Below are 24,368 nucleotides of genomic sequence, written 5' to 3' on the forward strand. Positions count from 1 at the left end.
TTCATCGCCCGTCGCGGTCGATGTCTGCGAACTCTGCGAGCACCGTTTCGTCGTCCAGTAGCCGCCGTGTACGTCGTTCGAGCCGGTTCGCGCGTTCGCGTACTACCGCAAACTCCTCGTGATTCTCGCGCTGTTCCCGGCTAGTCTGGGACGCCAGAACCGTCTCTGTGGACTTCGCACTGAAGTACTCTCCGAGCGTCTCGTAGGCGAGGACCCGGCGCTGGTGGTCGACGACCGAACGGATATCCGCACGGTCGACCGGTTTACAGAGATAGTCGTCGAAGGGGAGGTCCAACACGTCAAACCCCGGATCGATCGCGGTCACCATCACGACACGGCCCTCGAACTCCTGTTCATCCAGTGTTTCGAGTACCTCATCGCCAGAGATATCGGGCATGTGACGGTCGAGGAGGACGATGTCCACCAGTTGATCCTCGACCGTCGACAGCGCCTCTTGACCCCCGTAAGCCGTCTCCACCGCACATTCGCCGCGAAGTCGGAGTGCGTAGGCGTCGGCGACTTCCCGCTCGTCATCGACGACGAGAACCCTGGGGCCTTGGTCGGTGTCGGTATCCGCCATGATGGAGCGTGTTTAGGACCTTCCATCGGATCCACATAACTGATTTCGTTCGACGTGGGGTGCTGTGGTTCCCCCGAAATCTGTATAGTGAGATACGTGCGTATCCGCTCGTCTGGATACTGAGCATGTTCGACCAAGGGGGTTCCACCACACCGTAGTCGTATGGCTGTACGCCCTCAATCACGTCACGAACACGCGGAGGAACCGACTTCCCCACCGACGACCGCAGAACTGCTCGATCTCCTCGGCGACGAATACACCCGTCGCGTGTTCGAGGCAGTCTCGGAGTGCCCCCGTGGCGGGCGTGCCGTCGCGGAAGCGGCCGGGGTCTCGCGGGCGACGGCGTACCGACGTCTTAACGAGCTCAGGGACGCCGGGCTCGTCACGAGCGAGCATCATATCTCTTCTGACGGTCACCATCGCGAACAGTTCACTGCGTCGGCCCGACATCTCTCGGTCTCGCTCGACGATGGCGACATCGAGGCGGCCGTCAGTTTCGGTCTGTAGCGTCGCTGGACGGGTCGTCTCTCTCGTCAGTAGGCCTATTGGAATCGTGGAATCGGACGACGACGGTCCCTTCGTCGCTAGCCTGCTCGAATTCGAGTTCGGCACCGAGTTGGTTGACCGCCCAGTTGACAAACCATAGGCCCACACCGAGCCCGTGTTCGAGCTGGGTTTCTCCCGCCCCGGTGAGCAGTTCGCGTTCGCGCTCGGGGATGCCGGGACCGTTATCGGCGACGCGGAGTCGTGGAGTCCCGTCGACTGTCGTGTCGACCTCAACATCGACGCATATGGGATCAGTCACGTGAACGATCGCGTTCTCGACGAGTTCGGCCACAAGACGGCGAACTATCGTCCGATGGGAGGATATTTGTAGGCTTTCGGGTGTGTCGACAGAGACGCTGCTCTCTGGATGGTCCTCTCGGGCTGTCGTAGCGACCTCCTGGGCCACGGCGGCGAGATCGACCGGCGATGGGGGGCCGCTGCTGTCAGTCATCACCGCCTCGGCGTCCCGGGCTTTTCGGCTAATTGACGACAGATCGGCGGCACTGTCCTGGATCGCCGTCCGATGGACCTCATCATCGACGTGATCGGCGTGGGCGAGGATCACGTCGAGCTTGTTCCGCACGTTGTGTCTCAGAACGCGGTTGAGCACGGAGAGTCGCTGCTCTCGGGTGCGTTGGTCGGTCACATCTCGGAGTAACACCGCTCTGGCAACCGGTGTTCCTCCGTTGTCAGTATCGTCACCTTCGACGGCGGAGACGGTGAACTGGAACTGGCGGCGGCCCTGGGTCGTTCTGAGCGTGACGTTGCCGGTCGTCCCAGGCGACAGGTCCACATCGTCGATCCCGTCGACGATCGATGTCATCGGTGTGCCGATCATCTCCCGAGTCGATCGGTCAAACAGGCCCTCGGCCGTTGCGTTGGCGTCGAGGATGTGGCCGTCCCAGTCGACGACTATCACGGCCTCCTGTAGCGCTTCCACGACGCGTGAACGGGCGACATAGTCTGCTTTTGGGAATCCCGTCAGCACGGGATAGCGCCGGATCGAGATCGCTAACAGCAACCCGGAGAGGAGCAGTCCGGCTGTCACTCCGTCGACGATCCGACTGCCGTCGAGCCACGTGCCGACTACGTACGGTGCTGAGACCGCACCGAGCTGCGCCGCAAGCTGCGCCTTCGAGATTCGTCCATGGCTCCATCCGTAGCTGAGGAAGACGACGGCCGCGTAGACGTACACGATGAACAGGAGCATCAGTTCGGTCCCCACGAGAGACGCTAGCGAGCGTTGGACCGCCTCCGTTGATGGGTCGCCCTCGAACGTGGCCGCCGCGCCGACAAGCGGAAGCGCGAGGAGGACGAACAACGCGATCCGCGGGCGGGTCAGTCCGGTACCGCGACCGGTGTAGCCGAGTACGTAGACCAGCCATATCGCGGGGATGAATACGATCGGTAGAATCTGTGCGACAGCGGCCATCCCCGCACCCACCGACCACTCGTGCGGGAACTCTGAAAGAAGCGACAGAAGCGCCCACAACGACAATCCGGCGGCCATGGCAGCGAAGGCGGTCGCGTTCGGTGGTGATCGATCCCTGGCGGCCCGCCACGTTACCCACGCCAACAGCCCGACGGCAACTCCGTCGATGGCCAGTGAGGCTGAGAGGGAGAAGATGTTCATCGTGTCGTCGATACTGTTCGCCTCTTCCGGCGCCGTATTGAGGCCGGTGATCGATCATCGCGGCGTCGATGGAAGCTCACTGTCGGTCTCGCCTCCGAAGTTGTCGGAACGTGTTGTCAATAGTTCCCCCGATTGTGATACTGCCACCGCCGGCACCGTCGGGTGTACTCGTACTAGGGACGACGTCATCGACGAGAGCAGTTGACGGTGAGCGGAACATCGACAGAAACACGGCCATACCAAAGCGTAACAGCCAATATTTCGGTCCATGATCGACCGACCGGCTGATGGAAACCGCCATACTGGATATTGGTGTGGCCCCCAATAACCTCCTAATGTGTGTTGCAGGCTCAGAAACACGATGAAGACCTGTTTCAGACTGCGAAACACTCCATCTCCTTATTTTCCTCCTGCACACAAAACAGAAGATGCCCGTCGTGACGAACGACGGGTTATGGTCCGCACCTCTCCCCCACCGGCATCCCCCTCCCTGCCGGCAGTTCCCCCGCTGGCCTTCCAAGACGCTACGATCCGCACTCCTCCGGGAGGGGACAAAACGCCCGGTCACTACCGGTCTCCCGCTCTCGCTGTGCGTCATGGCTCCATCCGAAGCGCTTGACATCCTCCCCGCACTGAAGCGCGATGATTTCTACGGTGGAATATTGTGGTTCACCTATTCCGCGCGGGCACGTCACCAAGGGCCCCGAGACCGTCGATGTGCGTGGCCGTAAAGAATACAGCTCCGTCGACCAGTACTGGTGGTGATGTCACTTGATGATGAAAGCCTGGATCGAACGCGTAGTGCCAGCGCATCTCTCCTGATTCCCGATCGAACACGCTGATTGTCTTCTTCCCAGGGGCGAACTCGGGGCTTCCGACCGGGAACACGACCGTGTCTATTCCGATACAGAGCCCCGGTTTGTACACCGGAGTCTCGCGGTGCCATCGCTCTGTTCCGGTTTCGGCGTCGATTGCGACGGCACCTTCCGAGTTCGTAACGAATACGGTACCGTCGTCGACGGCAACCGTCCGAGGGATGACATCGCCGTCCTCACCGAATGAAGAAAGTTCGCGGATCCGATCGCCGGTTTCCCTGTCGTGAACGACGAGTGTTCGGTCATCAGAGACGAACACACCTTCCTGGGTGACAACGGGTGCGGCGGACTCTGGTGTGGCCGTGAGTTTGCTCCGCCAGCGTTCCGACCCATCCTCCAGTGCGAAGGAAACGAGAGATGGCGATCCATCCACGTCTCCAACGGCGAACACGCGCCCGTCGTCCACGGCAGGCACACACGGGAGTCGGATGACCGTGTAGGTTTCCCAGCGTTTCGCCCCATCGACTGCCCTGAACGCCTCGATACCGATGTCAGAAGCAACCAGCACGGTCCCGGCGGTTTCGTCTGCGACGAGGTGTTTGAACCCGTTTGTGGGTTGCGTCCAGAGCTGCTCGCCTGTTTGCGGATCAAGCGCAACGAGTTCCGCATCGTACGCCATGATACACCGGTCGTCGACGACGACAGTCGCGTTCTCCCCACTGGCGTCGAGGGTTGTTCGCCACTGTTCGGTCCCATCCTGTGCGTCGAACGCGATCGCACTCCCCTCATGGCTGGGATCGAAGTTTGTCGTATATACTGTTCCGTCGGAAACTGCGGGCTGCCAGCGTGTGAACGCCTCTGATGTCCATGCCAGATTCCCTTGGGAGGGGACAGCGACGTTCGGTGCGGATGTATTCGCCCCGTTGGCTCCGTGCTGTGTCCACGCTCCCGTGGGTGTTTCCGGCAGAGGTGTCTCCGGATCCACCAATGGAAGCCTCGACAGACACCCTGATAGTGTACTCGCGCCGACAACCACTGTCGACAAGAATGTCCTTCGATTCATGTATGATATGACATCGTATCTCGATATGATGATCGCCAAGCATTCCGAAATTTTGCTATATCCTGTCTTTCACCGAAATGTTCCAACCGTCTTCGATTTTGTTTTCCAGCGACAATCGAGATACTGAGTGCGGACGATCGAGGACGAAGCTCATTCACCATCACACGTACCGATATATCCTCGGCTGGCGCACTTTCCTATACTGATAACTCAAATCGATGTTGTTCTTTCCCAGGTTGAAGGCGAGTGTTTCGGTGGTAAACGATCGGTTCTAGGGTCTCAAATTCGTGAGAGCGCAGCCCACAACAGCGCGCCGATTGGGATGAGAAAGAATGGTCCAAATGCAGCCAGAATTCCGAATGCTTCGGTCTGGCTGACCTGTGATGTGAACAGTAACCCGACAGGAACAGCGCCGAAGCATAGGATTAGTCCGATTGACGCAGCAATGACGGCGGTATCTCGTGATGGGCGTTCTTCGCGTCGCACTGGCAGATCAAGCGTCTCAATCGCCTGATCAAGATCTGTTACTGGGCCGAACTGTGCTTCATCACTCGGTACCGTGTCGACTCCAGAGATAGTGAGGGTTCCTGTTCCGAAGATTCGATCCGGGATCGCATTCTGTATCGAGAATTGGGCCCCGGATCGGATCGAGACAACCCACTGTGGTGCCTCAAGTAGCGTGTCGTAGGCGACGAGCGCTTCTCCACGCCGCTGATACTCGATGGTACCGTACCGAAGATAGTAGCTCAGGACCCTTACACCAGCGATGGTGAGTATCACCCCCAGCCCGAGGGTAATCCAAACCATGTGTCCGGTTCCGACGGCAGCAATGAAGCCAAAGACAACAAGAATGCCGACACGGTTAGCGAATCCAAGCCCGATCGCTGAGAAACTTCCCAGCAGGACCGATTTGGGATTTACCGTCACGCGGGCTTGTACTGACTCGGTCGGGAGATCAAGTTCCGGCTGTGGCCGGCTGAGATCATCGTCACCCAGTCGTTCGACAAACCGACGGACTGTGCCACCGAAACGGCCCGTGGAAACGTTCGAGATGGCGAGTATTGTTTTCGCTCCAACGATACCGACAAGCAGTGTGAACCCCATCTCTTGGCCGCCTGCCGCCCCGAGCATCGCAAGAAACATGACGGCGAATGTCAACTGAGCAGGCGTTCGCAGTATCTCTCTCGCAGAGACGTCGGTATACTCCTGCCGTCCAAGATACTCTACGATGAACTCGGAACCATGAGCGATCACTAATGCACCGATTCCAAGCAGGAGATTGATCGAGGGTACTGTTGTATGATCAACCGAAAGCCAGTATAACGCGCTTGGTGGGATAACTGTGAGTGTCCATGTTCCAAGCATCGAAACCCCGAACGGGATGTTTCGTGGATATATTGGCGGCCATCCTAGTCGAGGGCGCCACCCGCCTCGCTTCTCCCGGAGTTCGTGTAACGGCTCGATCTGGCCAACAACCTCGGGTGAGCCACGCTCAGCAAACAGTGCTTTTGCTACTCCTAGCAGGACTGTGCTGAACGCTTCTATCCAATAAATAATGAGCAGTGACCAGAGATCCCATCCCCAAGCTACGACACCGACGAGCGGGACGAGATTTGCACCGATGAGGATGGGACTTGGAAGCGACCGGGATGATTGAATGGAAGGCACTACGTACATACTCAGATACGGCGTATTGGTCACTTGAAGCGACTCTTGAATATATTGTTTGATCGAGATATCTTTGACGGCGGACTCTCGGAACGACAATATCGGAGTCCGGAAAGCACCTATCCAGCTCTGTTGAACTCCTCTTCTTCAGACAGATTCTCATCTGAAACAGCCGGTCGATGAGTCCTGCGAACTATTCATAACTCTACCTCTGAGATAACCCTCAAAGATTAATGAGCATTGAGTATCAGACGTGAGTTATGGAAAAGCATCCGAAACCACAACTAGGGACGAATGGAAATGTGATCTGGCACCGAGTGGGCGCATTCTTCATCGATTCAATTCTTATGGGGCTAATCTGGGTTCCCGTTATGCTCGCTGGGGCGGCCCTCGGCGAGATCGGTTTCCTCGTGTTCACGGTAGCGGGGCTGGTCGCAACAGTCGTGTACGGTTTTCTGCTTGAGGGGCTGTACGGCTACACGCCGGGGAAATACCTACTCGGACTAGTCGTTATCAAGCCCGACGGTTCCAACTGTACAATCGGCGCGTCAATACTACGGAACCTGTTATGGATCGTTGACGCACTCCCGACTTTCAACCTCATCGCAATGGTGTCAATATTGCTTACTGACGACAATCAGCGGGTCGGCGACCTCGTTGCAGATACAGTCGTCGTTAAGCAACAGTGAACTACCCCACCCTACCGCTCGGGCTGACGCCCTCGCGCTTGAGGGTGGGGCTTCCTGTTTCCACGACGCGCTTTGCATCCACAACCGAGGACACAGGGAGCGCAGTCTCCACAGGCGTTGATTCGGAGCGTCCCGATCCTAACCGCTTCCTGATACCGCGAGAAAGAATGTTCCACGCCGCGTTCGCGTCTCTGTCCGCCTCGAACCCACACGTCGGGCAGGAGTGTTTGCGCATCCACAACGGTTTCTCGGTCGAAACGCCGCAGGACGCACACTCTTTCGTCGTTCCGCGCGGATTCACAGCAACGAAGTGCGTTCCTTCGCGTTCGCACTTGTATTTGAGCATCCGCAGGAACGTCCCCCACGCCGCACCTGCCCGGTTCCGCGAGTTGCCCGGTAGTTCGACCAACCCCTTCGCGTCCAAGTCCTCGACGGCCACGAAGTCGTACTCCCGAGCGTAGTAGTTCGAGAGCTTGTGAAGGAAGTCGCGGCGCTTGTTCTTCAACTCGGCGTGGCGTTCTGCCACGACCCGACGCTGTTTCTCCCAATTGTCCGACCCGTGCTGTTTCCGCGAGAGGTCGCGCTGTGCGCGTTCCAACCGTTCGCGTTCGTCGGACAGGTCGAGGGATTCGACGGCGGTTCCGTCGGTGTCGTGGGCGTACTTGAGAATCCCCACGTCGATACCGACGCAGTTCTCGGGATTCTCCGGCTTCTCCAGCGGGTCGTCGGGCGTCTCGATGCCGAGAATGGCGTACCACTTCCCGGTAGGTTCTTGCTTGACCGTGACGGTCTTAATGTCGGCGTCGTCGGGGAGGTCGCGGTGGAAGGTGAGCGGGATTTCTCCGAGTTTTGAGAGCCACAGTCGCGTCCGACCGCCCGTGTTCTTGAGCTTGAAGCCGGATTGACTGTAGGTGAAACTGCGGTACTCGCCCGGTGGCTTCCACTTGAGGGTCCCGACGCGGTAGCCGTTCTCTTTGCGCTCTCGTAGTGTCGAGAGGTTGTCGTACAGCCGTTGCACGACCTTCTGTAGTACCTTCGAGTGAACGCCTTTCAGGTCGCTCCACCACTTCTTGAGACTCGGCAGGAGCTTCTGCTCGGAGTATGCCGAGGTGTCGTCGGTGCGGTTGAGTCGGTGGAGAAAATGGTTGTAGACCTGTCTACAGGTATCGACAGTCCACGCTAACTGTTCTTCGAGAGCGTCGGACGGTCGGAGTCGATACCTGTAGTTGTAGTTCACGAGCGTTCTTCGATGAGTTCGTCAAGTTGTCCGCGAACGAACGACGAGAGGTTGAGGTGGTTCTCCTCGACCCACTCGGCTTGGTCTTCGCGGATGGTGATGTTCTTCCGCCTCACGACATACGCATTATGCGCATCTGTGCGCATAGTTGTTTCGATTGCGTGGGCCTGTGGACCGAGCGTCGAACGTGTTTGAGAACCGTGCGGCGTTGACGAGACGCGCAGCGTCTCGTTCGCACACCAGAAATCTCCGGTTTCTGGGGACGCTGTATCTCTTCCCTACTCACTCGCTTCGCTCGTTCGTTGAGGAAGGGGCCTTAGCGCCTCAATTCAGGTAATCGGAACATGTCTGCTTGCCCTGTACTGATCGCGACTGGGCCAGAATATGTCACTTGCTGAGGATTTCACGTATGGAAACGCTGCTAGCTAACCAAACCACGGCTAACAACAAAATGATTACGCCGTCTGGGAATCTGCTTCTTCCACAGCCGGTAGGCGGTCGAAACGTGTGTGCGGTGCGGTCGCTGTCTAGCGATAGCGGATGCTAAAGAAGGGCCCCGACCGACCGCTGAGGGCCGCCGATTTGGCGGCCCTCAGCTCCCTCGTCTGTCTGCCCGGCCAGTGGTCATCATCATTCGGAGAGGCGATCTTGTGACTCGGGACGCCAGCACGTGAAGCAGAGATTCACGTATTCGGGCTTTCCCGGATGCCGCGCGCCGCGGCATCCGGGCTGTAGCGCCCATGACTCGACTTCTTTCGCGCATGGACCAGTCAACAGAACGTGCTCTATGGCACGGAATCCTTATCGGTCTCTTGCGCCCCATATCTTGGTTCACGTTCTCTAGGGATAGCAGCGTTTCCATCGAGTCAACAGAGCCACCTATCCTTTTTTCAATCCAGTTGAACGCATCGTACTGTGACTAGACTGCTCTGTCACAAACCGTGTTGCTGTGTCTAGCTTCCTAGCGCTCTGCCGGTCGTGTTCTCTGTGCCAGCGGAACTGTTCGTTGGTGTCCGGATCTCGACCGATTCGTCGCCGTACACAGTCATGGTCTCGATCACAGTGCCGTTCTCAGCAACCCGTTGGACGATGACTGTCGGCGTCTCCGCAGTCGTTTCACTTGGATCCGTCTCTCTCGCGAGCCGATCTCGGCGTCGAAGCCGACGACGGTCAACTGGTCAGTCGTCGAAAATCCCGTCGTCTCGATGTCGAATGCGATCGTCGCGAGTGTACTCATTGGGATTCCTCACTGGCTTCTTCATCGGGTACTTGCGCATCGATGCTCTGTTCGTTGAGCCGGCGTTCGAGCACTTCGAGGCGTTCCTCATGGTCTTCTAATATGGCCTCCTGTTCGAGATCGATACTGAACAGCGCCCGCACCAGTGGATTCTGATGGTTCAACAACCCGCTCGCATCGGCGTGTTCGCGAGCGTACTCGAACAGCCGGTCGAAGCGCGGCTGGTCGCGACGACGGAGCGCCCGTCGGAACTCCGTCCAGCGGTCTTCGATAGCCCGCAGTGCATCCCAATATGTCGGGTTCGTGCGTCCCATTGTTAGCGCCCCCCAGATGCTGTCCACGCATCGAGAAGGGAACTTGCGGTGAGCGACATCGCCTTGCCGTCAGCGGTCACCCCTGTCCCGACACCTGCCGGACTCAACGTCGACGACGGAGGTGTCGCGGGTTCGATCCCGACCTGTGTCGCCCGCGTAGCGAGCAGCTGTCGCCAGTAGGCGAACGTGGTCTGATAGTACGCACCGTCATCAACGGGATAGACAAGTGTCTCGAACTCGTTACCGACGAATCGCGGCCCCATCCGGGTTTGCTCACACTCAAGATGGTTATTGGCGGCCGTCGTGACCGGTTCTGTGAATTCATTGATCGTACTCCGAGTCACGAGTACCGGGACGTCGTAGCTGTCGGCGTACGTCGCTAGTCGAGCGAGGGTTCTCGCTTGGAGTATTTCTGCGTGCTGCTCGCTGAGTGTGTCGTCGCTGCGGTACTGGGCGTCGACGGCCGGCGCGACGATGAGCGACGGGGTGTGTGGAGACGAGTCTTCGCTATGAGTCGATGACTGTCGACCGGGTGTGCTGGTGACGGCGGTCGATTTCTGCCGTCGGGAGATCGTCGACAGCGCCGTAGTGCTGGTACGCAGTAAATCCCCGTGCGACGTGGATCCGGTCGAGCAACCGCTGGTTCGGTGTGATCTGAGCCAGCGTCGTCGTCGTCGCGTGGCCGTTCGCATCAACCCAGAAGGCGGGCCCATCGTGTACCAGGAGATGGTCAAGCACGAGCGACTGGAGGATCGGGACGCCACGGCCTCCCTTGACGTCGAGCAGCGTGATGCCGTCGCCGAGTGACGGTAGGAGCATCTCTTCTGTGGCTGGGTCAGCTTGATCTGCCAAGCCCAGATTGCGGTCTGCGCCCCGTGTCGGCCGGCATTCGGTTCGATGGTGGGTGGTCTCCCATACTCGATAACTAGTCACTCTCCCAATAAGCGGCGGCGCGGCGCTTCCGGACTTCCAGAAAAGAATGTACCAGACACCGGTTCGACTTCTGTCACCGGATCTTGAGGAGTGGTAAACTGTTTCCAAGACTCTTTCCGAGGTGGCCGTCACCTTTAATCACCAGATTAACCAACATTTCGGTATATCCCGGCAGGTTGTTGGTTAATTTAGCTATCCTCATTGTACCGAGCCCGCCGATGATACCTGTGGATATGATATTCTAGAGGGTTTTATACAACTCTTCACAAGGTATTATTTTCGATCAGCATGAGTTGAAACGTCTGCTCAGCAGGTCTGCATACGTATCGACCACTCCTGCTGACGACCACACAGGTCCGTCGTTTTGTGATCGTGGCTCTGTTGAAATCCTATTCTTCAGATATATTTCCACCTGAAACAGCCAGTCGATGAGAGTTGCGTATTGAGTAACTGTCCCAAACCGCCGAGTCGAGGACTTGACGCTACCGCCGAGTTCTCCGAAAGAAATCACTGCTCGTGTACCTCGTCCGTGGCGTCTACTGACGACACTTCGACCAGCCGGTCAAGGTAGACTAGCGTCATTCCTGCGATAATCAAGACGGCTCCGAGATCGATGATCACAAGGACAGGCGACTGGCGAGCTGAGAGGACCGCAGTCGTCGCAATGAGCGCTATTGACAGTATCGTTGCAGGGAACAACAGGAGGTCGTCAACGAGGCCACGAACGAGTGCGAACGCCGCCATCACGACGGAGACGATTACCGCCATCACTGCTCCGCCAAGCGTTACAGGGGCCAGCATCACGTCGAACTATTGGGCTGTAATATTCAAAGTATTCTATGAGACAACCGCTACGTTAGCTTTGGTGACACTGGAGCCACCGCAGTCCGCACCAAGTGGTCCGTGGACACGCTGTATTGACCGCTACCGGGGCAGAATATATCTCTTGCTGAGAATTTCAACAGAGCCTCATATCCGGTTCATTAGTCCGGTCTCTATCCGTTATTAGTGGAGCGGGCCGGGCGCGATTTGAACACGCGACCGACGGATTAAGAGTCCGTCGCTCTCCCTAACTGAGCTACCGGCCCTCGAACGTCCGTACCCGAGTCACGGTAAAAGGCCTTTTCATTCGCGGGGCGGCGCGGCGATGAGGATCCGACCGCCCTCGGACGGGCGATCCAGGGATCCACCGAAGAACGGTACGAACATCGCGAATGCGGTGCTTTCACCGACTTCACCGCCGCGGCGAGAGCGCACTCGTTAAGTGTCGTCCCGCGGAAACTCGCTTCAATGAGTGGCGCATCCGGCTCGGCACGCACGCGATACGCGATCCTCGGTTGCGGGAGCGTCGGCCACGCGGTCGCGGAGTCGCTCTCCGATCGCGGCAAGGACGTGCTCATCCTCGATCGCGACGAGAGCCGCGTCGAGGCGCTGCGGGACCAAGACCTCAACGCCCGCGTCCAGGACATCTCGGATCCAGACGTCGTCGACGCGCTCGACGACCGGGACATCGTGTTGATCCTCGCCTCGGACGTCGAGGCCAACAAGGCGGCCGTCTCCGCGATCCGCGAGGTCGACGGCGACCAGTACGTCGTCGTGCGCGCGTCCGACCCGGTCAGCGAGGACGAACTCCGCGAGCGCGGCGCGGACGTGGTGATCAACCCCTCGACCGTGATCGCCGACAGCGCCCTCCAGTCGCTCGAGACGGGCGAGCTGGAGTACATGGCCCGTCAGCTCGCGGAGATCATCGAGGGCGGGGGCGACCGGATGGCGATCCTCACCCACGACAACCCCGAGCCGGACTCGATCGCGTCGGCGACCGCGCTTCAGGCGATCGCGGGCGCCTTCGGCGTCGAGGCGGACATCCTCTACTCCGGCGACGTGGGCCACCAGGAGAACCGCGCGTTCGTGAACCTGCTCGGCATCGACCTGCGCTCGCGGGCGGACGCGCCGCCGCTCTCGGAGTACGACACGGTCGCCGCGGTCGACCTCGCGAAGTCGGCCGAGAACGACGTGAACCCCGAGACGGGGATCGACGTCTACATTGACCACCTCGAGTCGGACGCGCCGCCGGACGCGCGGTTCGTCGACGTCCGAACCAACGTCTCCTCGACGTCGACCATCCTCACGAAGTACCTCCAGGAGTTCGACCAGTCGCCGACGGAGGCGGTCGCGACCGCGCTCCTGTACGGGATCCGCGCGGAGACGCTGGATTTCAAACGCGACACGACTCCCGCGGATCTCACCGCGGCCGCGTACCTCCACCCGTTCGCCAACCACGACACGCTCGAGCAGGTGGAGTCGCCCTCGATGAGCCCCGAGACGCTCGACGTCCTGGCCGAAGCGATCCAGAACCGGCAGGTTCAGGGGAGCCACCTCTTCTCGACGGCCGGGTTCATCCGCGACCGCGAGGCGCTCGCGCAGGCGGCCCAACACCTCCTCAACCTCGAGGGGATCACGACGACGGCCGTCCTCGGGATCGCGGACGACAACATCTACCTCGCGGCCCGTTCGAAGGACATTCGGCTCAACATCGGCAACGTCCTCCAGGAGGCGTTCGCGGAGATGGGCGACGCCGCCGGCCACTCGACGCAGGGCTCCATCGAGATCCCGCTCGGCATCTTCACTGGCATCGAGGCGAGCGGGGGGAACCGCGACACGCTCCTCCATCTCACCGAGGAGGCGGTCCGACGGAAGCTGTTCGACGCGCTCGGCGTCGAGGGCGCGGCCGAAGGCGGAAACGGGGCGTAACCGGGACGCGATCCGGGTCGGAGCGAACTCGGAGGCGAGACGATGCGCCGTCGGCACACGCCGGGGACGGCTTTTTATCCGCGGTCGGCGACTCATCTCGTATGACCGACCCGTTCGTCGTCGTCGGTGCCGACGCGGCCGGACTGAGCGCTGCCAGCAAGTTCCGCCGGGAGGCTCCCGACCGCGACGTCGTCGTCTTCGAGAAGGGCCGCTGGATCTCCTTCGCGTACTGCGGGATGCCGTACTTCATCGAGGGACGGATCGAGCACATGTCGAACCTGCTCTCGCTGTCGCCGAGCGAGGTCGACGACCGCGGGATCGACCTACGGCGCGGCCACGAAGTCGTCGGCGTCGACCCCGAGGCAGGGACGGTCGCGGTCGAGACCGCGGAGGGCGACCGGTTCGAGCAGCCGTACGGCGACCTGCTCGTCGCGACCGGCGGCCGCGCCGTCACCGGCCCCCTCGACGTGCGGGGTGTAGACGGCGCGTTCACCCTCCACGACATGGACGCCGCGGCGGCGATAGACGCGTACGTCGCCGAGCCGGACGCCTACGACCCCGCTCGAGCCGACGTGTCGGCGGTCGACCGCGAGCGCGTCGACCGCAACGCGGCCATGCCCGCGCCCGAGACCGCCGCGATCGTCGGCGGCGGGTACGTCGGCGTCGAGATGGCCGAGGCGCTCACCGGCCGCGGGCTCGACGTCCACCTCTTCCAGCGTTCGGAGCACCTCCTCCCGCCGTTCGGCGAGGCGGTCGGCGAGCGCGTCGAGACCGAGCTCGCGGAGCGGGGCGTGACCGTCCACACCGGGAGTCCGGTCGAGGAACTCGTCGGCGACGACCGGATCGAGGCGGTCGCGTTCGATGGCGAGTCGCTCGCCGTCGACCTCGCGGTCGTCGGCGTCGGGATCGAGCCGAACACGGAGCTGCTGTCGGGAACGGGCGCCGAACTCGGCGAGGGCGGCGCGATCCGGACCGACGAGTACGGCCGGACGAACCTCCCGGACGTGTACGCCGCCGGCGACTGCGCGACGGCGATCCACGCGGTCACCGGCGAGGAGGCCTGGATGCCCCTCGGTCTCACGGCGAACCGGTCCGGCCGCGCGATCGGCTCGACGGTCGCCGGCGACCCGACGCTCGTCGGCGACATCGCCGGGACGGCCGTCGTCAAGGCGTTCGACCAGGAGTGCGGCCGCGTCGGGCTCGTCGAGGAGGACGCGGCCGTCGAGGCCGGGTTCGACCCCGTGAGCGAGACGGTCACCGCGGGGTCGCGCTCGGGCTATTACCCTGGTGCGGCCGAGACCGACGTGACGCTCGTCGCCGACCGCGATACGAAGCGGCTGATCGGCGGGAGCATCGTCGGGCCCGATCGGGCGGCCGTGCGGGTGAACACTCTCGCGACCGCGCTGGAGGCGGACCTCACCGTTCCCGAGCTCGAACGGCTCGACCTGGCGTACGCGCCGCCGTTCAGCCCGGTGTGGGACCCGATACTGGTCGCGGCGAAGGTGTTGACCGGATCGCTCGAGGGGTGAGAGACGAGAACGCGATCGTCGGCGTCGGCGGCCGTCGGTCCGGCCTCAGTCGTCGGCGTCGGCGGTCGTCGGACCGGACCCGGACCGAGCCCCGGTGACGGCCGCGATCCCGCGGCCGACGAGGAATCCGACGGTTCCGAGCACGGCCGCGCCGGCGACCGCGAGCGCGAGGGGTTCCGCGAGCGCGAGACCGGTCGAGAGCGGACCGCCGGCCGCACCGTCCGGCCCGCCGTTCCCCGCACCGACCGCGATCCCGCCCCCGGCGACGAGGTGGATCCGGGGACCGACCAGTTCGAGGAGCACCGCCGCGGCCGGCCCGTACGCGAGGAGAACGCTCGGGAGCAGCCCGCCACCCCCCCGCGTGAAGCCCGCGACGCCGATGGCGAGCACGGCCGTACAGGCGGCCGCGACCGCGATCCGGTCCGCTCCCACCGCTCCCGCGGCTCGGACGGCGCCGAGCGCGAGCGCGAACCCGGTCGCGCTCCAGACGGCGGCCCGCTCGAACCCCGCGTCGCCGAGGAGAGCCCGCGCGAATCGCGTCATTCCGGTCGCGTCGCGCCCCGCCCCTCCCGGTCGGGGGTGAGGTTCCCGTGCTCGTCTATCTCGCCGGCGACGATGCGCGTCGAGGAGATCCGATCGCCGTCGGCGGCGGGGACGTGGTCGACGACGACGATCTCGAGGGGGTCGTGGCCGTGCGACTCGCGGATCTCGTTGATCCGTCTCCCACCCTCCCTCGTCTCGGGCGAGACGATCAGCGCGTCGAACTGCGGTTCGACGGCGATCCCCGTCGGCTCCTTCAGCTTCCTGACCGTGAACTCGCGCCCGTACGCGGCCGCGAGGGGTTCGAGTTCGGCCTCCAGGTCGCGCTTCCGTCCCTCGTAGGGGCGGACGTACCGCTCGACGTGTCGGGTCTTCGGGGCGAGCTCGTCGGAGGTCAAGCCGACGGTCACGTCACCCAGCTCGAACGCCCGTTCGAACAGCTTCCGGTGGCCGTCGTGGACGGGGTCGAACGTGCCGCCGAGCGCGACGTTCATGTCCGTGGGTTGCGCGGCCGGAACTTAAATCATCCCGAACCGACCGCGGCGTCGGTCGGTTCCGTCCCGGTCCGCGTCGTCCGGTTCCGTCGGCAGTCGACTCGACTGCCGGTCGATCCGGTTACCGCTCGTCCGCGCCGCCGCCGGACCGGTCCTCGGCGTCGCCCTCCTCGGCGTCGCCCTCCTCGGCGTCGCCCTCTCCGTCCGCGTCCTCGTCCGCCCCGGCGACCGAGATCTGGACCGGTTCGTCGTCGCCCTCGGCGGACTCCCCGCCCAGCCGTCGGTCGAGATTGAAGACGGCGTTGAGCTCGGCCTGGACGTCGCCGACGACGCCGCGGACCAGCTCGCTCGGCGCGATCGCCTCGTACTCGTAGGGGTTGTTCCCCGCGCCGTCGGCCTCGCGTTTCCCCCGCGAGACGGTACCCTCCTCGTGGAGCTCCGCGAGCGCCTCTCGGACAGTGCTCGGGTAGAGCCCGGTCCCGTCGGCGACCTCGTCGCTGGTGCTGTGGGGGTTCTCGCGGAGGTAGACGTAGATCCGCGCCCGCGTCTCGGTGTCGAGCAGCCACGAAAGCAGGTCAACGACGTTGTCGTCGAACCCCTTGACGGCCTTGTCGGCCCCCTCGCCGAGCCGCTCGCGCGTCCGTCGAAGCTCCTCTTTGGTCCGTTCCGTCGGCGACTCGTCGGCAGCCTCGCCGACGATGTCGTCTCCGCGTTCGGCGTCGTCGTCCGTTGTCATGCTCGAAACCTCGCTCCGCGCGCTGAAAAGGGTTTCTCGTCGCTTTCGTTCCGACGGAACACGGATCGGACGGCGTCCCGACCCGACTCCCGTCCGGACTCAGCTCCCGTCCAACACGAGGTCCGCACACAGCGCGTCGAGCCCGCGTTCCTCGCGGATCCGGCGCTGGCGCTCGGTCCCGCTCTCGGCGTCGTACACGTCCCGGATCCCGTCGATCCCGAGCCGGTCGCATTCCTCGTCGACGAGTTCGCCGAGCGGAACCGTCCCCTCGCCGTCGCGCGTGACGAACGACGCGTCGCGGCCGTGACGGATCGCGCGCCACTTGTTCTCGTCCAACAGCTCGCGGCGGAGGGCGGGGTCGGGTCCGGAGCCGGAGGCGGGCTCGGATCCGGAGCCGGCCTCCCCGTCGTCGTACCGCTCCGCGAGGTCGACGACGAGCGCGTGAACGTACTCGACGAACGCGAGCGTCCGATCCGGGTCGCGCTGGGCGTCCGGCGCGCGCACCTCGACGGTGCCGTGGCCGGTGTGGGGACGCACGTCGAACCAGAGTTCCCCCCGGTCCTCGATCGAGCCCTGCTCGACCATGCGGCGCTCGAACCGGTCGAACGACTCGAAGTCCGCGAACGCCGAGGGGATCCCCGTGTTCGGGAGGTTCTCGAATATCTTCGCGCGCGCCGACGCCAGCCCGGTGTCGTAGCCGTTCCAGAACGGGGAGTTCGCCGACAGCGCGAGCAACACCGGACAGTACCACCGGAGGCGGTTGGCGATCCACACAGCCTTGTCCGCGTCGTCGACGCCGACGTGGACGTGGAGGCCCGCCGTCGTGTTTCGGTGTTGGGGGTACCGTATCCGGTCGAGCTGCGAGCGGTACCGCGGCTTCTCCGCGTGAGCCAGCTCGCGCCACCGCGCGGCCGGGTGGAGTCCCGCGGCCGCGACGCGGTAACCGTCGACGGCGGCGTGGTCGACGAGCGCCTCCCGGACCGACCGGAGCGCGTCGCCGGCGCGGTTCGGGTCCTCGATGAGCGGCGTCTGCGCCTCGATCGTACACTTGAACAGTTCGTGGTCGAACCCGTGGGGGACGGCCGCGGGTGGATCGCGACCGTACACGAGGTCGTCGGTCCCGGAGGTCGGGCGACCGTCGGCGTCCACGATGAAGAACTCCTCCTCGATGCCGAGCGTCCCCGTCCGGGTGAACGCGTCCCGCGAACCGAGCTCCATTACGAGCCAATTAGCCCGGCCGTTCTTATAAGGATTGGATGGGGGAAATCGCTTCGTTGCGGGATCGTGGCGTTCTGAGAACGCCGCACGACGGGGCGATCGACCTCGCCGGTTCGGTCGACGTTTCGGCACGATGATCGGCCGAAAACGGAACCGAACCGCGAGAACGCGTCGAACCGCGAGAAAACGAGTCGGCCGGGGGTTCGGTGCGTCCGCGTCCCCGGCTCAGCCGAGGAGGTATCGGGCGACCGGGAACCGCTCGATCAGGGGCGTCCCGCCGACCTCGATCCGCTCGATGTAGGCGTCGAGGCCGAGGATCCGGCCCGCGCCGAAGGCGGCGACCGTGAGGAACACGACCGCGTATATGAGCGTCGAGTCGAGCAGCGCGAGGAACTCGCCCGCCCAGCCGCCGAGGTAGAACATGGTCATCTGGATGGCCCCGCCGAGGGCGGCCAGCCGGACGAACGCCCCGGCGATCAGGGCCACGCCGATGAGCACCTGCGTCACCGGAACGACGACGTTGACGATCTCCATGAGCGCCGGCATCGACGCCATCCAGGCGTAGAGGCCGCTGACCGGGCTCGCGGGGTCGACGTTCGCGAGGTAGCCGCTCGCGTTGAACGGCCACTCGAGCACCTTCCCGATGCCCGCGAACAGGATCATCCCGCCGATGAGCGCCCGGAGCAGGACGATGAACAGCGCCGACAGCGAGTGTGCCTTCCCCAGCAGCGTTATCCCGCCGAACTCCCCGCCGAACTCGTTGGTGGTTTTGGTGGACATAGTGTCTCTCTCCGGTTACGGATACGCCGGACGACCACATAAGGGGAGAAGGGAGTTCCCCGACGGAGAGAAGGAGGTCTCCGACTCCCCCGGTGAGCGGGGTCTTTATAAGCTCTCGCGGTCGCGAGCCGGCTCCGACTCCGGCCGGTCTACCACTCCTCGCCGCTCGCGAGGTCGACGGCGGCGTCGGGTTTCGCGGAGGGACAGACGTCGGCCAGCACGCACTCCCCACAGTCCGGGTTGATCGCGGTACACGTCGCGCGCCCGTGGTCGATCATGAGGTGCGTGAACTGCTGCCAGTCCTCCTCCGGGACGATCCCGAGGAGGTCCGACTCGATCGCCTCGGGCCGCTCCTCGTCGGTGATCCCGAGCCGCCTCGTGAGCCGCTGGACGTGCGTGTCGACGACGATCCCCTCGACGACGTCGTGGCCGTGCTGGAGGACGACGTTCGCGGTCTTTCGCCCCACTCCGGCGAGGTCGGTGAGCTCGGACATGGTGTCCGGGACCTCGCCGTCGTGTTCCTCGACGATGTCCGCACACGCCGAGCGGATGTACTTCGCCTTGTTGTTGTAGTAGGTGATCGAGTTTATCGCCTCGGCCAGTTCCTCCTGGGGCGCGTTCGCGTACTCCTCCGGCGTCTCGTACGTCTCGAACAGGTCCGCACACACCGCGTTGACGCGCTCGTCGGTACACTGCGCCGAGAGGATCACGGCGACCAACAGCTCCAGCCGGTTCGAGTAGTTGAGCGAGATCGTGGAGTCGGGGTACTCCTCGTAGAGCCTCTCGAGAACTTCCTCGACCTGCGCCTCGCGCGTTTCGAGCGGCGTTCCCATACGCGTCGCAGTCGCCGAGCGACATAAAGCGATCCGGAACCGCTCGGTTCCTCCCGGTGAGTCGGTCCGGTCCGGCGGCGGAGCGACAGCTTCAGGGTCCCTCCCGGCGACGGGCCGACGTGTCACGCTCCCGCGACCGGACCCGACGCCACCCGGCGTACCTCCGGCGGCCCGAGGAGTTCTACAGCCTCTGGATCGCCGCCACGTCGACGTACGGCGTCGGCGACATCGTCTCGACGATCGCCTTCCTCACCTACGTCCCCGCCGTCGAGGAGGCCAACCCGGTCGTCGCCCTCGCGCTCGACTCCTTCGGGCTCGCCGGGCTCGTCGGGCTCAAGATCGCGGTGTACCTCGTCATGCTGTGGATCAGCGTCCTCGGCGCCCGCGAGGGTGACGGACTCCTCTATTATTTCCCCCCGGTCCTTCTGACCGCCGTCGGGCTCTACCTCACCGGCTCGAACGTCCGGCTGATGTGGATCGCGAGCTGAGCGAAGGGCTCCGTTGTGTTCCTCACCAGGCGAGACGGTGTGAACTACCCCACCCTACTCCCTCGGCGCTACGCGGCTGTTTCGGATGAGGACCTACCCGAAAGGTCGGGCCGCGACGGAACCAGGTGAATCGACACCCGTCCGTGTTCTACCATCGTCGGTCGAATACCGATGGCCGGCTTCATCCGCGTCGTAGGACGGAGTTCGGCGGACAGCCGGAACGCGGTGCGTTTCGGTGGCGCCTCGAACACGAGACGCTCGCTCGGACGGTCGGTGAACTCCGGACGTCACCGCGAGAGCGGCACCGAGAGTCGATAGGCCGCCCACAGCTGTGCGACGGTCACGACCGCGAACGCCGCGAGCGCGCCGCTCGTCCACAACAGGGGGTCGACCGCGCCGACGACCGGCGCGCCGAGTTGGGCGGCGAGCACGACACACAGGGTCACGACGCCGAGCAGCTGGTACAGCTCCGTCCAGGTGAACCCGTAGCCGGCCACGACGGTCATGTAGCGTTCCACGTCGCGTGCGCCCCGGCACGCGCGCACCTCCTTGCGCGTGCGGTCGTACTCGACGACGCCGAGTTCTTGGAGCCGCGGCAGGTGCGTCTGGTGGAGGGAGGCGTACACGCTCTCGCGCACGCAGCGCGGCGCGGGCGACTCGCCCGTCTCGTCGGCGGCGATCGCCTCCGAGAGCTCCCGGACCGAAACGGGCCCGCCGTGCGTCCGCAGCTCGCGGAGGGCGTTCTTCCGGCGGCTGTTCGAGAGCACGTCGTGAATGACGGTCTCCGGGAGCGAGTCGGGTCGGATCTGTAGGGAAATGGGAAACACCTCGTCTGAGAACGTGAACGACGGATGAGGACATATGTATGCGCCCCATACGTTCGTGTTCCATGCTACCACGCCGAGATCGGATCTCGACCCGGATCCACGGTAGGCGGTCCCACGAGATCCGGTAGGGGGTCGCGTGCGGGGCGGTAGGCATCGCCACGTGGCCGGTATGGCCCGCCACCCGGCCCTTCCGGGCGTTCCTTCGAACCCGCCCGAAACCCTCGAATTCGGTCGAACGAGGGGTTAGTTCCGTCGATGGCGCGGTTCGATCCGTCGATGGCGGCGTTCGGATCCGACGTGTCGAGTCGTAACTATCCCCCCTTCCGCTAAGGGAGGGGTACTGGCCGAAGACGCCAGGGATAACCAATGGACGATAACAACAACTTCGGACTCTCGCGGCGGCAGATGCTCGGCGGCCTCGGAATGATCGGCGTGGCCTCCGCGGGTGCGGGACTCGGAACGACGGCGTACTTCAGCGACGAGGAGAGCTTCACGGACAACACGCTCACCGCGGGCTCGCTCGACCTCCGGGTCGTTTACGAGGCCTCCTACGACAGCGACGGCGCGGTCGAGAACACGGCCGACAGCGCGATGGGCACGCAGGACGGCGATCCCGCCGGCATGTTCTACGAGCTCGACGACGTGAAACCGGGCGACTCCGGCCACGTGGAGTTCTGCTTCGAGATCGTCGACAACCCCTCCTACGTGTGGGCGTGCGGTGACCTCTCGCAGCAGGAGAACGGGATGACCGAGCCCGAGTCGGCCGTCGACGACACCCCCGACCTCGGCGAGCTCGGCGAGTCGATCGTGGCGAGTCTCGCCTACTGTGACGAGGACGGCGAACCGCTCGCGGACGGAGAGATCGCCTCCGGCTCGCTCGTCGACGTCGTCGCAGCTATCACCGGCGGCGCGCCCCTCGACGGCGAGGGCGTCGCAGGCGTGGCGCCCGGCGACCAGGCGGAGTACTCCGAAGTCGTCGAGCCTGAAGACGGTCCTTCGTACATCACCGGTCCGTGCGTCTGCCTCTTCTGGGAGGTCCCGACGAACGTCGGCAACGAGATCCAGACGGACTCGCTGACGATGGACTTCGAGTTCCACGCGATCCAGTCGCGCCACAACGACGGCACGGCCAACCCGTGTGAACCCACCGTCACGACCGAGACCGGCGAGGGCTTCGCCAAGCAACAGGAGTTCGCCACCGAACAGGAGACCTCCTTCGCCCGCGGGCGCTTCGGCAACGACGGCCCGTCCGGCTCCTGGGAGGTCGCCGTCGGCCCCGACGTCGGGAGCGCCGACACGGCCAACTACGAATGGACGCCCGTACTCGGCAATCCCGTCCCGTTCAGCTACACCTACGACGGCGGCGGGAACGCCTCGTTCACCCTCGACGGCGTGAACGTCGACGAGGGGATCCCCGCCCCCAGCGGGAAACTCGCGATCACGACGAAGGCCGACGAGGCCTCCGTCTCCGTCGCGAACCTGGCGCTGGACCTGGACGGCACCCCGGTCACTCTCAGCGGCCCCGACGCGGTCTCCGCGACCAACGACGGCTCCGGCCGCGAGGTCACCTACCTCGTGTTCAACACGGACGCCGCGGACGTCGCGAACGCGTTCACCATCAGCGGCGACGTGACCGTCGACGTACAGGGCGACTACTCCGGCTCCGAGGAGGGCGTCGCCTTCGACATCAGCGTCGAGTAGGCTCCGGACAAGACACCCAGTGCTCGTCCTGGGGTCCCAGGCACCCCATCACGGTCGCAGCAAGCGACGATCGGATATCTACCCACGCGGCGTACGACGGTTCGACTCCGTCGGTGGGACTTCCCCTCGGGGAATTACACTCATGACAGACAACGATACCATCGACACGATCGGACTCTCGCGGCGGAAGATGCTCGCCGGCCTCGGGGCCATGGGCGTCGCCTCCGCGGGGGCCGGCCTCGGGACGACGGCGTACTTCAGCGACGAGGAGGGGTTCACCGACAACACCCTGACCGCCGGCCGGCTGGATCTCATGCTGGACTACAAGGCGACGTACGACGGTCCGAACGGGCCGGAACTCATCGGACAGCGTCCCTCGGCCGAACAACTCATCGAGCAGTACGGGGAGGACACGTCCGAGGGGCCGCTGACCTGGGAGCAGCGGGCCGACCTCGGCTTCTCGTGTGATACCGAAGGCCTGATCAACGGCGACGAGATCCCGATCTTCGAGCTCGACGACGTGAAGCCCGGCGACTACGGCGAGGTCACGATGTCCTTCCACATCTGTGACAACCCCGCGTACGTCTGGATGCGTGGGAGCGTCTACAACGACGACGACAACGGGCTGAACGAGCCCGAATCGCTCGTGGACGACACCGGCGGGGAGGGCGAGGGTGAACTCGCCGAGAACATCGACGTCCGCATGTGGTACGACTCCGACTGCTCGAACACCTACGACGAGGAGGCCGGCAAAACGGACATCCTCCTCGTGCAGGACATCTCCGGCTCGATGGAGTACGATCAGTACGGCGGCATCATCTCCGACGGAGAGGGTGGTCAGACCACGAAGCTCGCGGAAGCCAGAGAGGCCGCAGAGAGCTTCTGTGAGGTCGTCTTCGACGAGACCGCCGACACGTACCTCGGCGTGTTGACCTTCGGGAACGAGGACTACATCGGGAGCGACTACGCCGACGGCGTCCAGTTCGCCCCGTCCGGCGTCGAGAGCGACGTGAAGGACGCGATCGACGACATTCAGGCCGCTCCCGACGACGTCACCGGCACCGCGCTGGGGCTCGCGGTCCAGGAGGCCCAGTCGTTCCTCGCTTCGAACGGTCGATCGGACGCGCAGAAGGTCATGATCGTCCTGACTGACGGCGAGCAGTTCGAGAGCAACGTCGACGAACTGGACGAGGCGAACGTCGCGAAGGACGCGGGAACCCGAATCGTGACGATCGACATCAACGAGCCCGGAGATGGCGAGCCCCAGCTGCTCAGGGACATGGCCGGCAGCAGCCCGACTCCGACCGGTGACGGCGACGGAACCGACTACTACAACTCCTCGGCGGACGACCTCTCCACGGTTCTGCCGCTCATCTACGACGACATCCTCCAGGCGATCATCGTCGGTGAGGAGATCATCTTCGAGGGCACCTTGGAGGAGTTCGGCGACGAGATGAGCGACGGGATGCGACTCGATCCGGCACCCCTGATCGGCTCCACCGACGCCAATGCGGCCTGTTTCCGTCCGGGAACCCACTGCGTCGCGTTCGAGTGGTCCATCGACACCGAAGTCGGCAACGTGATCCAGACGGACTCCGTCGAGTTCGACTTCGACTTCCACGCCGAACAGTGCCGCCACAACGACGAGCCTGGCAACCCGTTCGCAGCCTGATCCGTCCTAGTTTGTGAACTCCCCCCACGCGAATCCGCGTGGATCCCGTTCGGAGTACGGCGGTTCGACTCCGCCGGCGGGATT

The 24,368-nt window shown here is 63.6% G+C and carries 21 protein-coding genes, 1 tRNA gene and 1 pseudogene; 7 read left to right on the top strand and 16 right to left on the bottom strand.

Going from position 1 to position 24,368, the window contains the following annotated elements; translation table 11 throughout:
• Position 1 precedes the first annotated feature (1 nt).
• Entirely contained in the window at positions 2-580 is a 579-nt protein-coding gene (locus NO889_RS09860; RefSeq protein WP_256412083.1) for a response regulator transcription factor, read from the bottom strand.
• 162 nt (positions 581-742) lie between these two features.
• Here NO889_RS09860 and NO889_RS09865 point away from each other — a divergent pair, with 162 nt between their 5' ends.
• Entirely contained in the window at positions 743-1,087 is a 345-nt protein-coding gene (locus NO889_RS09865) for an ArsR/SmtB family transcription factor (RefSeq protein WP_256412084.1), read from the top strand.
• Here NO889_RS09865 and NO889_RS09870 read toward each other — a convergent pair.
• The 3 genes from NO889_RS09870 to NO889_RS09880 all read right to left on the bottom strand — a co-directional run bounded on the left by NO889_RS09870 (position 1,071) and on the right by NO889_RS09880 (position 6,314).
• Positions 1,071-2,759, bottom strand: a complete 1,689-nt coding sequence (locus NO889_RS09870; RefSeq protein WP_256412085.1) for a histidine kinase N-terminal 7TM domain-containing protein — start codon at positions 2,757-2,759, stop codon at positions 1,071-1,073. The genes NO889_RS09865 and NO889_RS09870 overlap by 17 nt on opposite strands.
• 669 nt (positions 2,760-3,428) lie before the next feature.
• Entirely contained in the window at positions 3,429-4,559 is a 1,131-nt protein-coding gene (locus tag NO889_RS09875) for an outer membrane protein assembly factor BamB family protein (protein ID WP_256412086.1), read from the bottom strand.
• Between the two features lie 357 nt (positions 4,560-4,916).
• A complete protein-coding gene (locus tag NO889_RS09880; protein WP_256412087.1) occupies positions 4,917-6,314 on the bottom strand; it encodes a DUF6498-containing protein in 1,398 nt (465 codons plus the stop codon).
• A gap of 251 nt (positions 6,315-6,565) precedes the next feature.
• On the opposite strand from NO889_RS09880, the gene NO889_RS09885 reads away from it, so the two are divergent.
• Positions 6,566-6,994 (top strand): RDD family protein, encoded by a 429-nt coding sequence (locus tag NO889_RS09885; RefSeq protein WP_256412088.1) that lies wholly within the window; start codon positions 6,566-6,568, stop codon positions 6,992-6,994.
• Position 6,995: 1 nt separating this feature from the next.
• Here the strand turns inward: NO889_RS09885 and NO889_RS09890 are convergent, their stop codons facing one another.
• From NO889_RS09890 to NO889_RS09910, 5 genes and pseudogenes are all read right to left on the bottom strand, one after another.
• On the bottom strand, positions 6,996-8,231 hold the full coding sequence (locus NO889_RS09890) for an RNA-guided endonuclease InsQ/TnpB family protein (protein WP_256412089.1): 1,236 nt from the start codon (positions 8,229-8,231) through the stop codon (positions 6,996-6,998).
• A gap of 1,233 nt (positions 8,232-9,464) precedes the next feature.
• Positions 9,465-9,782 carry a DUF8156 family protein gene (locus NO889_RS09895; protein ID WP_256412090.1) on the bottom strand — a complete coding sequence of 106 codons (318 nt, stop codon included), beginning with the start codon at positions 9,780-9,782 and terminating at the stop codon, positions 9,465-9,467.
• 2 nt (positions 9,783-9,784) lie between these two features.
• Positions 9,785-10,698 (bottom strand): annotated as a pseudogene (locus NO889_RS09900) (P-loop NTPase family protein).
• A 524-nt stretch (positions 10,699-11,222) separates the two neighbouring features.
• Positions 11,223-11,516, bottom strand: coding sequence for a hypothetical protein (locus NO889_RS09905; RefSeq protein ID WP_256412091.1), 294 nt, complete (start codon positions 11,514-11,516; stop codon positions 11,223-11,225).
• Between the two features lie 213 nt (positions 11,517-11,729).
• A tRNA-Lys gene (locus NO889_RS09910) sits at positions 11,730-11,803 on the bottom strand.
• Between the two features lie 202 nt (positions 11,804-12,005).
• Between NO889_RS09910 and NO889_RS09915 the strand changes: the two genes are divergently transcribed.
• The gene (locus NO889_RS09915; RefSeq protein WP_256412092.1) at positions 12,006-13,466 is read left to right on the top strand and encodes a DHH family phosphoesterase; all 1,461 of its coding nucleotides are present in this window, start codon (positions 12,006-12,008) and stop codon (positions 13,464-13,466) included.
• Between the two features lie 101 nt (positions 13,467-13,567).
• The gene (locus tag NO889_RS09920) at positions 13,568-14,995 is read left to right on the top strand and encodes an FAD-dependent oxidoreductase (RefSeq protein WP_256412093.1); all 1,428 of its coding nucleotides are present in this window, start codon (positions 13,568-13,570) and stop codon (positions 14,993-14,995) included.
• 45 nt (positions 14,996-15,040) lie between these two features.
• Here NO889_RS09920 and NO889_RS09925 read toward each other — a convergent pair whose 3' ends face one another.
• From NO889_RS09925 to nth, 6 genes are all read right to left on the bottom strand, one after another.
• Positions 15,041-15,538 (bottom strand): hypothetical protein, encoded by a 498-nt coding sequence (locus NO889_RS09925; protein ID WP_256412094.1) that lies wholly within the window; start codon positions 15,536-15,538, stop codon positions 15,041-15,043.
• Entirely contained in the window at positions 15,535-16,029 is a 495-nt protein-coding gene (locus NO889_RS09930) for a phosphopantetheine adenylyltransferase (RefSeq protein ID WP_256412095.1), read from the bottom strand. The genes NO889_RS09925 and NO889_RS09930 overlap by 4 nt, the downstream gene beginning before the upstream one ends.
• A 121-nt stretch (positions 16,030-16,150) precedes the next feature.
• Positions 16,151-16,765 carry a winged helix-turn-helix domain-containing protein gene (locus NO889_RS09935; RefSeq protein WP_256412096.1) on the bottom strand — a complete coding sequence of 205 codons (615 nt, stop codon included), beginning with the start codon at positions 16,763-16,765 and terminating at the stop codon, positions 16,151-16,153.
• 99 nt (positions 16,766-16,864) lie between these two features.
• The gene (locus tag NO889_RS09940) at positions 16,865-17,983 is read right to left on the bottom strand and encodes a glutamate--cysteine ligase (RefSeq protein WP_256412097.1); all 1,119 of its coding nucleotides are present in this window, start codon (positions 17,981-17,983) and stop codon (positions 16,865-16,867) included.
• A gap of 225 nt (positions 17,984-18,208) precedes the next feature.
• Positions 18,209-18,763 (bottom strand): DoxX family protein, encoded by a 555-nt coding sequence (locus NO889_RS09945; RefSeq protein WP_256412098.1) that lies wholly within the window; start codon positions 18,761-18,763, stop codon positions 18,209-18,211.
• A gap of 149 nt (positions 18,764-18,912) precedes the next feature.
• Positions 18,913-19,596 (bottom strand): endonuclease III, encoded by a 684-nt coding sequence (gene nth, locus NO889_RS09950; RefSeq protein ID WP_256412099.1) that lies wholly within the window; start codon positions 19,594-19,596, stop codon positions 18,913-18,915.
• A gap of 119 nt (positions 19,597-19,715) precedes the next feature.
• Between nth and NO889_RS09955 the strand changes: the two genes are divergently transcribed.
• Positions 19,716-20,084: a DUF5658 family protein gene (locus NO889_RS09955; protein ID WP_256412100.1), complete on the top strand. Its 369-nt coding sequence runs from the start codon at positions 19,716-19,718 to the stop codon at positions 20,082-20,084.
• A gap of 287 nt (positions 20,085-20,371) precedes the next feature.
• Here NO889_RS09955 and NO889_RS09960 read toward each other — a convergent pair whose 3' ends face one another.
• Positions 20,372-20,911 carry a DUF7344 domain-containing protein gene (locus tag NO889_RS09960; RefSeq protein WP_256412101.1) on the bottom strand — a complete coding sequence of 180 codons (540 nt, stop codon included), beginning with the start codon at positions 20,909-20,911 and terminating at the stop codon, positions 20,372-20,374.
• A gap of 366 nt (positions 20,912-21,277) precedes the next feature.
• On the opposite strand from NO889_RS09960, the gene NO889_RS09965 reads away from it, so the two are divergent.
• The gene (locus NO889_RS09965) at positions 21,278-22,612 is read left to right on the top strand and encodes a choice-of-anchor W domain-containing protein (protein ID WP_256412102.1); all 1,335 of its coding nucleotides are present in this window, start codon (positions 21,278-21,280) and stop codon (positions 22,610-22,612) included.
• A gap of 142 nt (positions 22,613-22,754) precedes the next feature.
• A complete protein-coding gene (locus NO889_RS09970) occupies positions 22,755-24,284 on the top strand; it encodes a vWA domain-containing protein (RefSeq protein WP_256412103.1) in 1,530 nt (509 codons plus the stop codon).
• The last annotated feature ends 84 nt before the right edge of the window (positions 24,285-24,368 follow it).

The organism is Halorubrum rubrum (assembly GCF_024494685.1).
GTDB classification, from domain to species: Archaea; Halobacteriota; Halobacteria; order Halobacteriales; family Haloferacaceae; genus Halorubrum; species Halorubrum rubrum.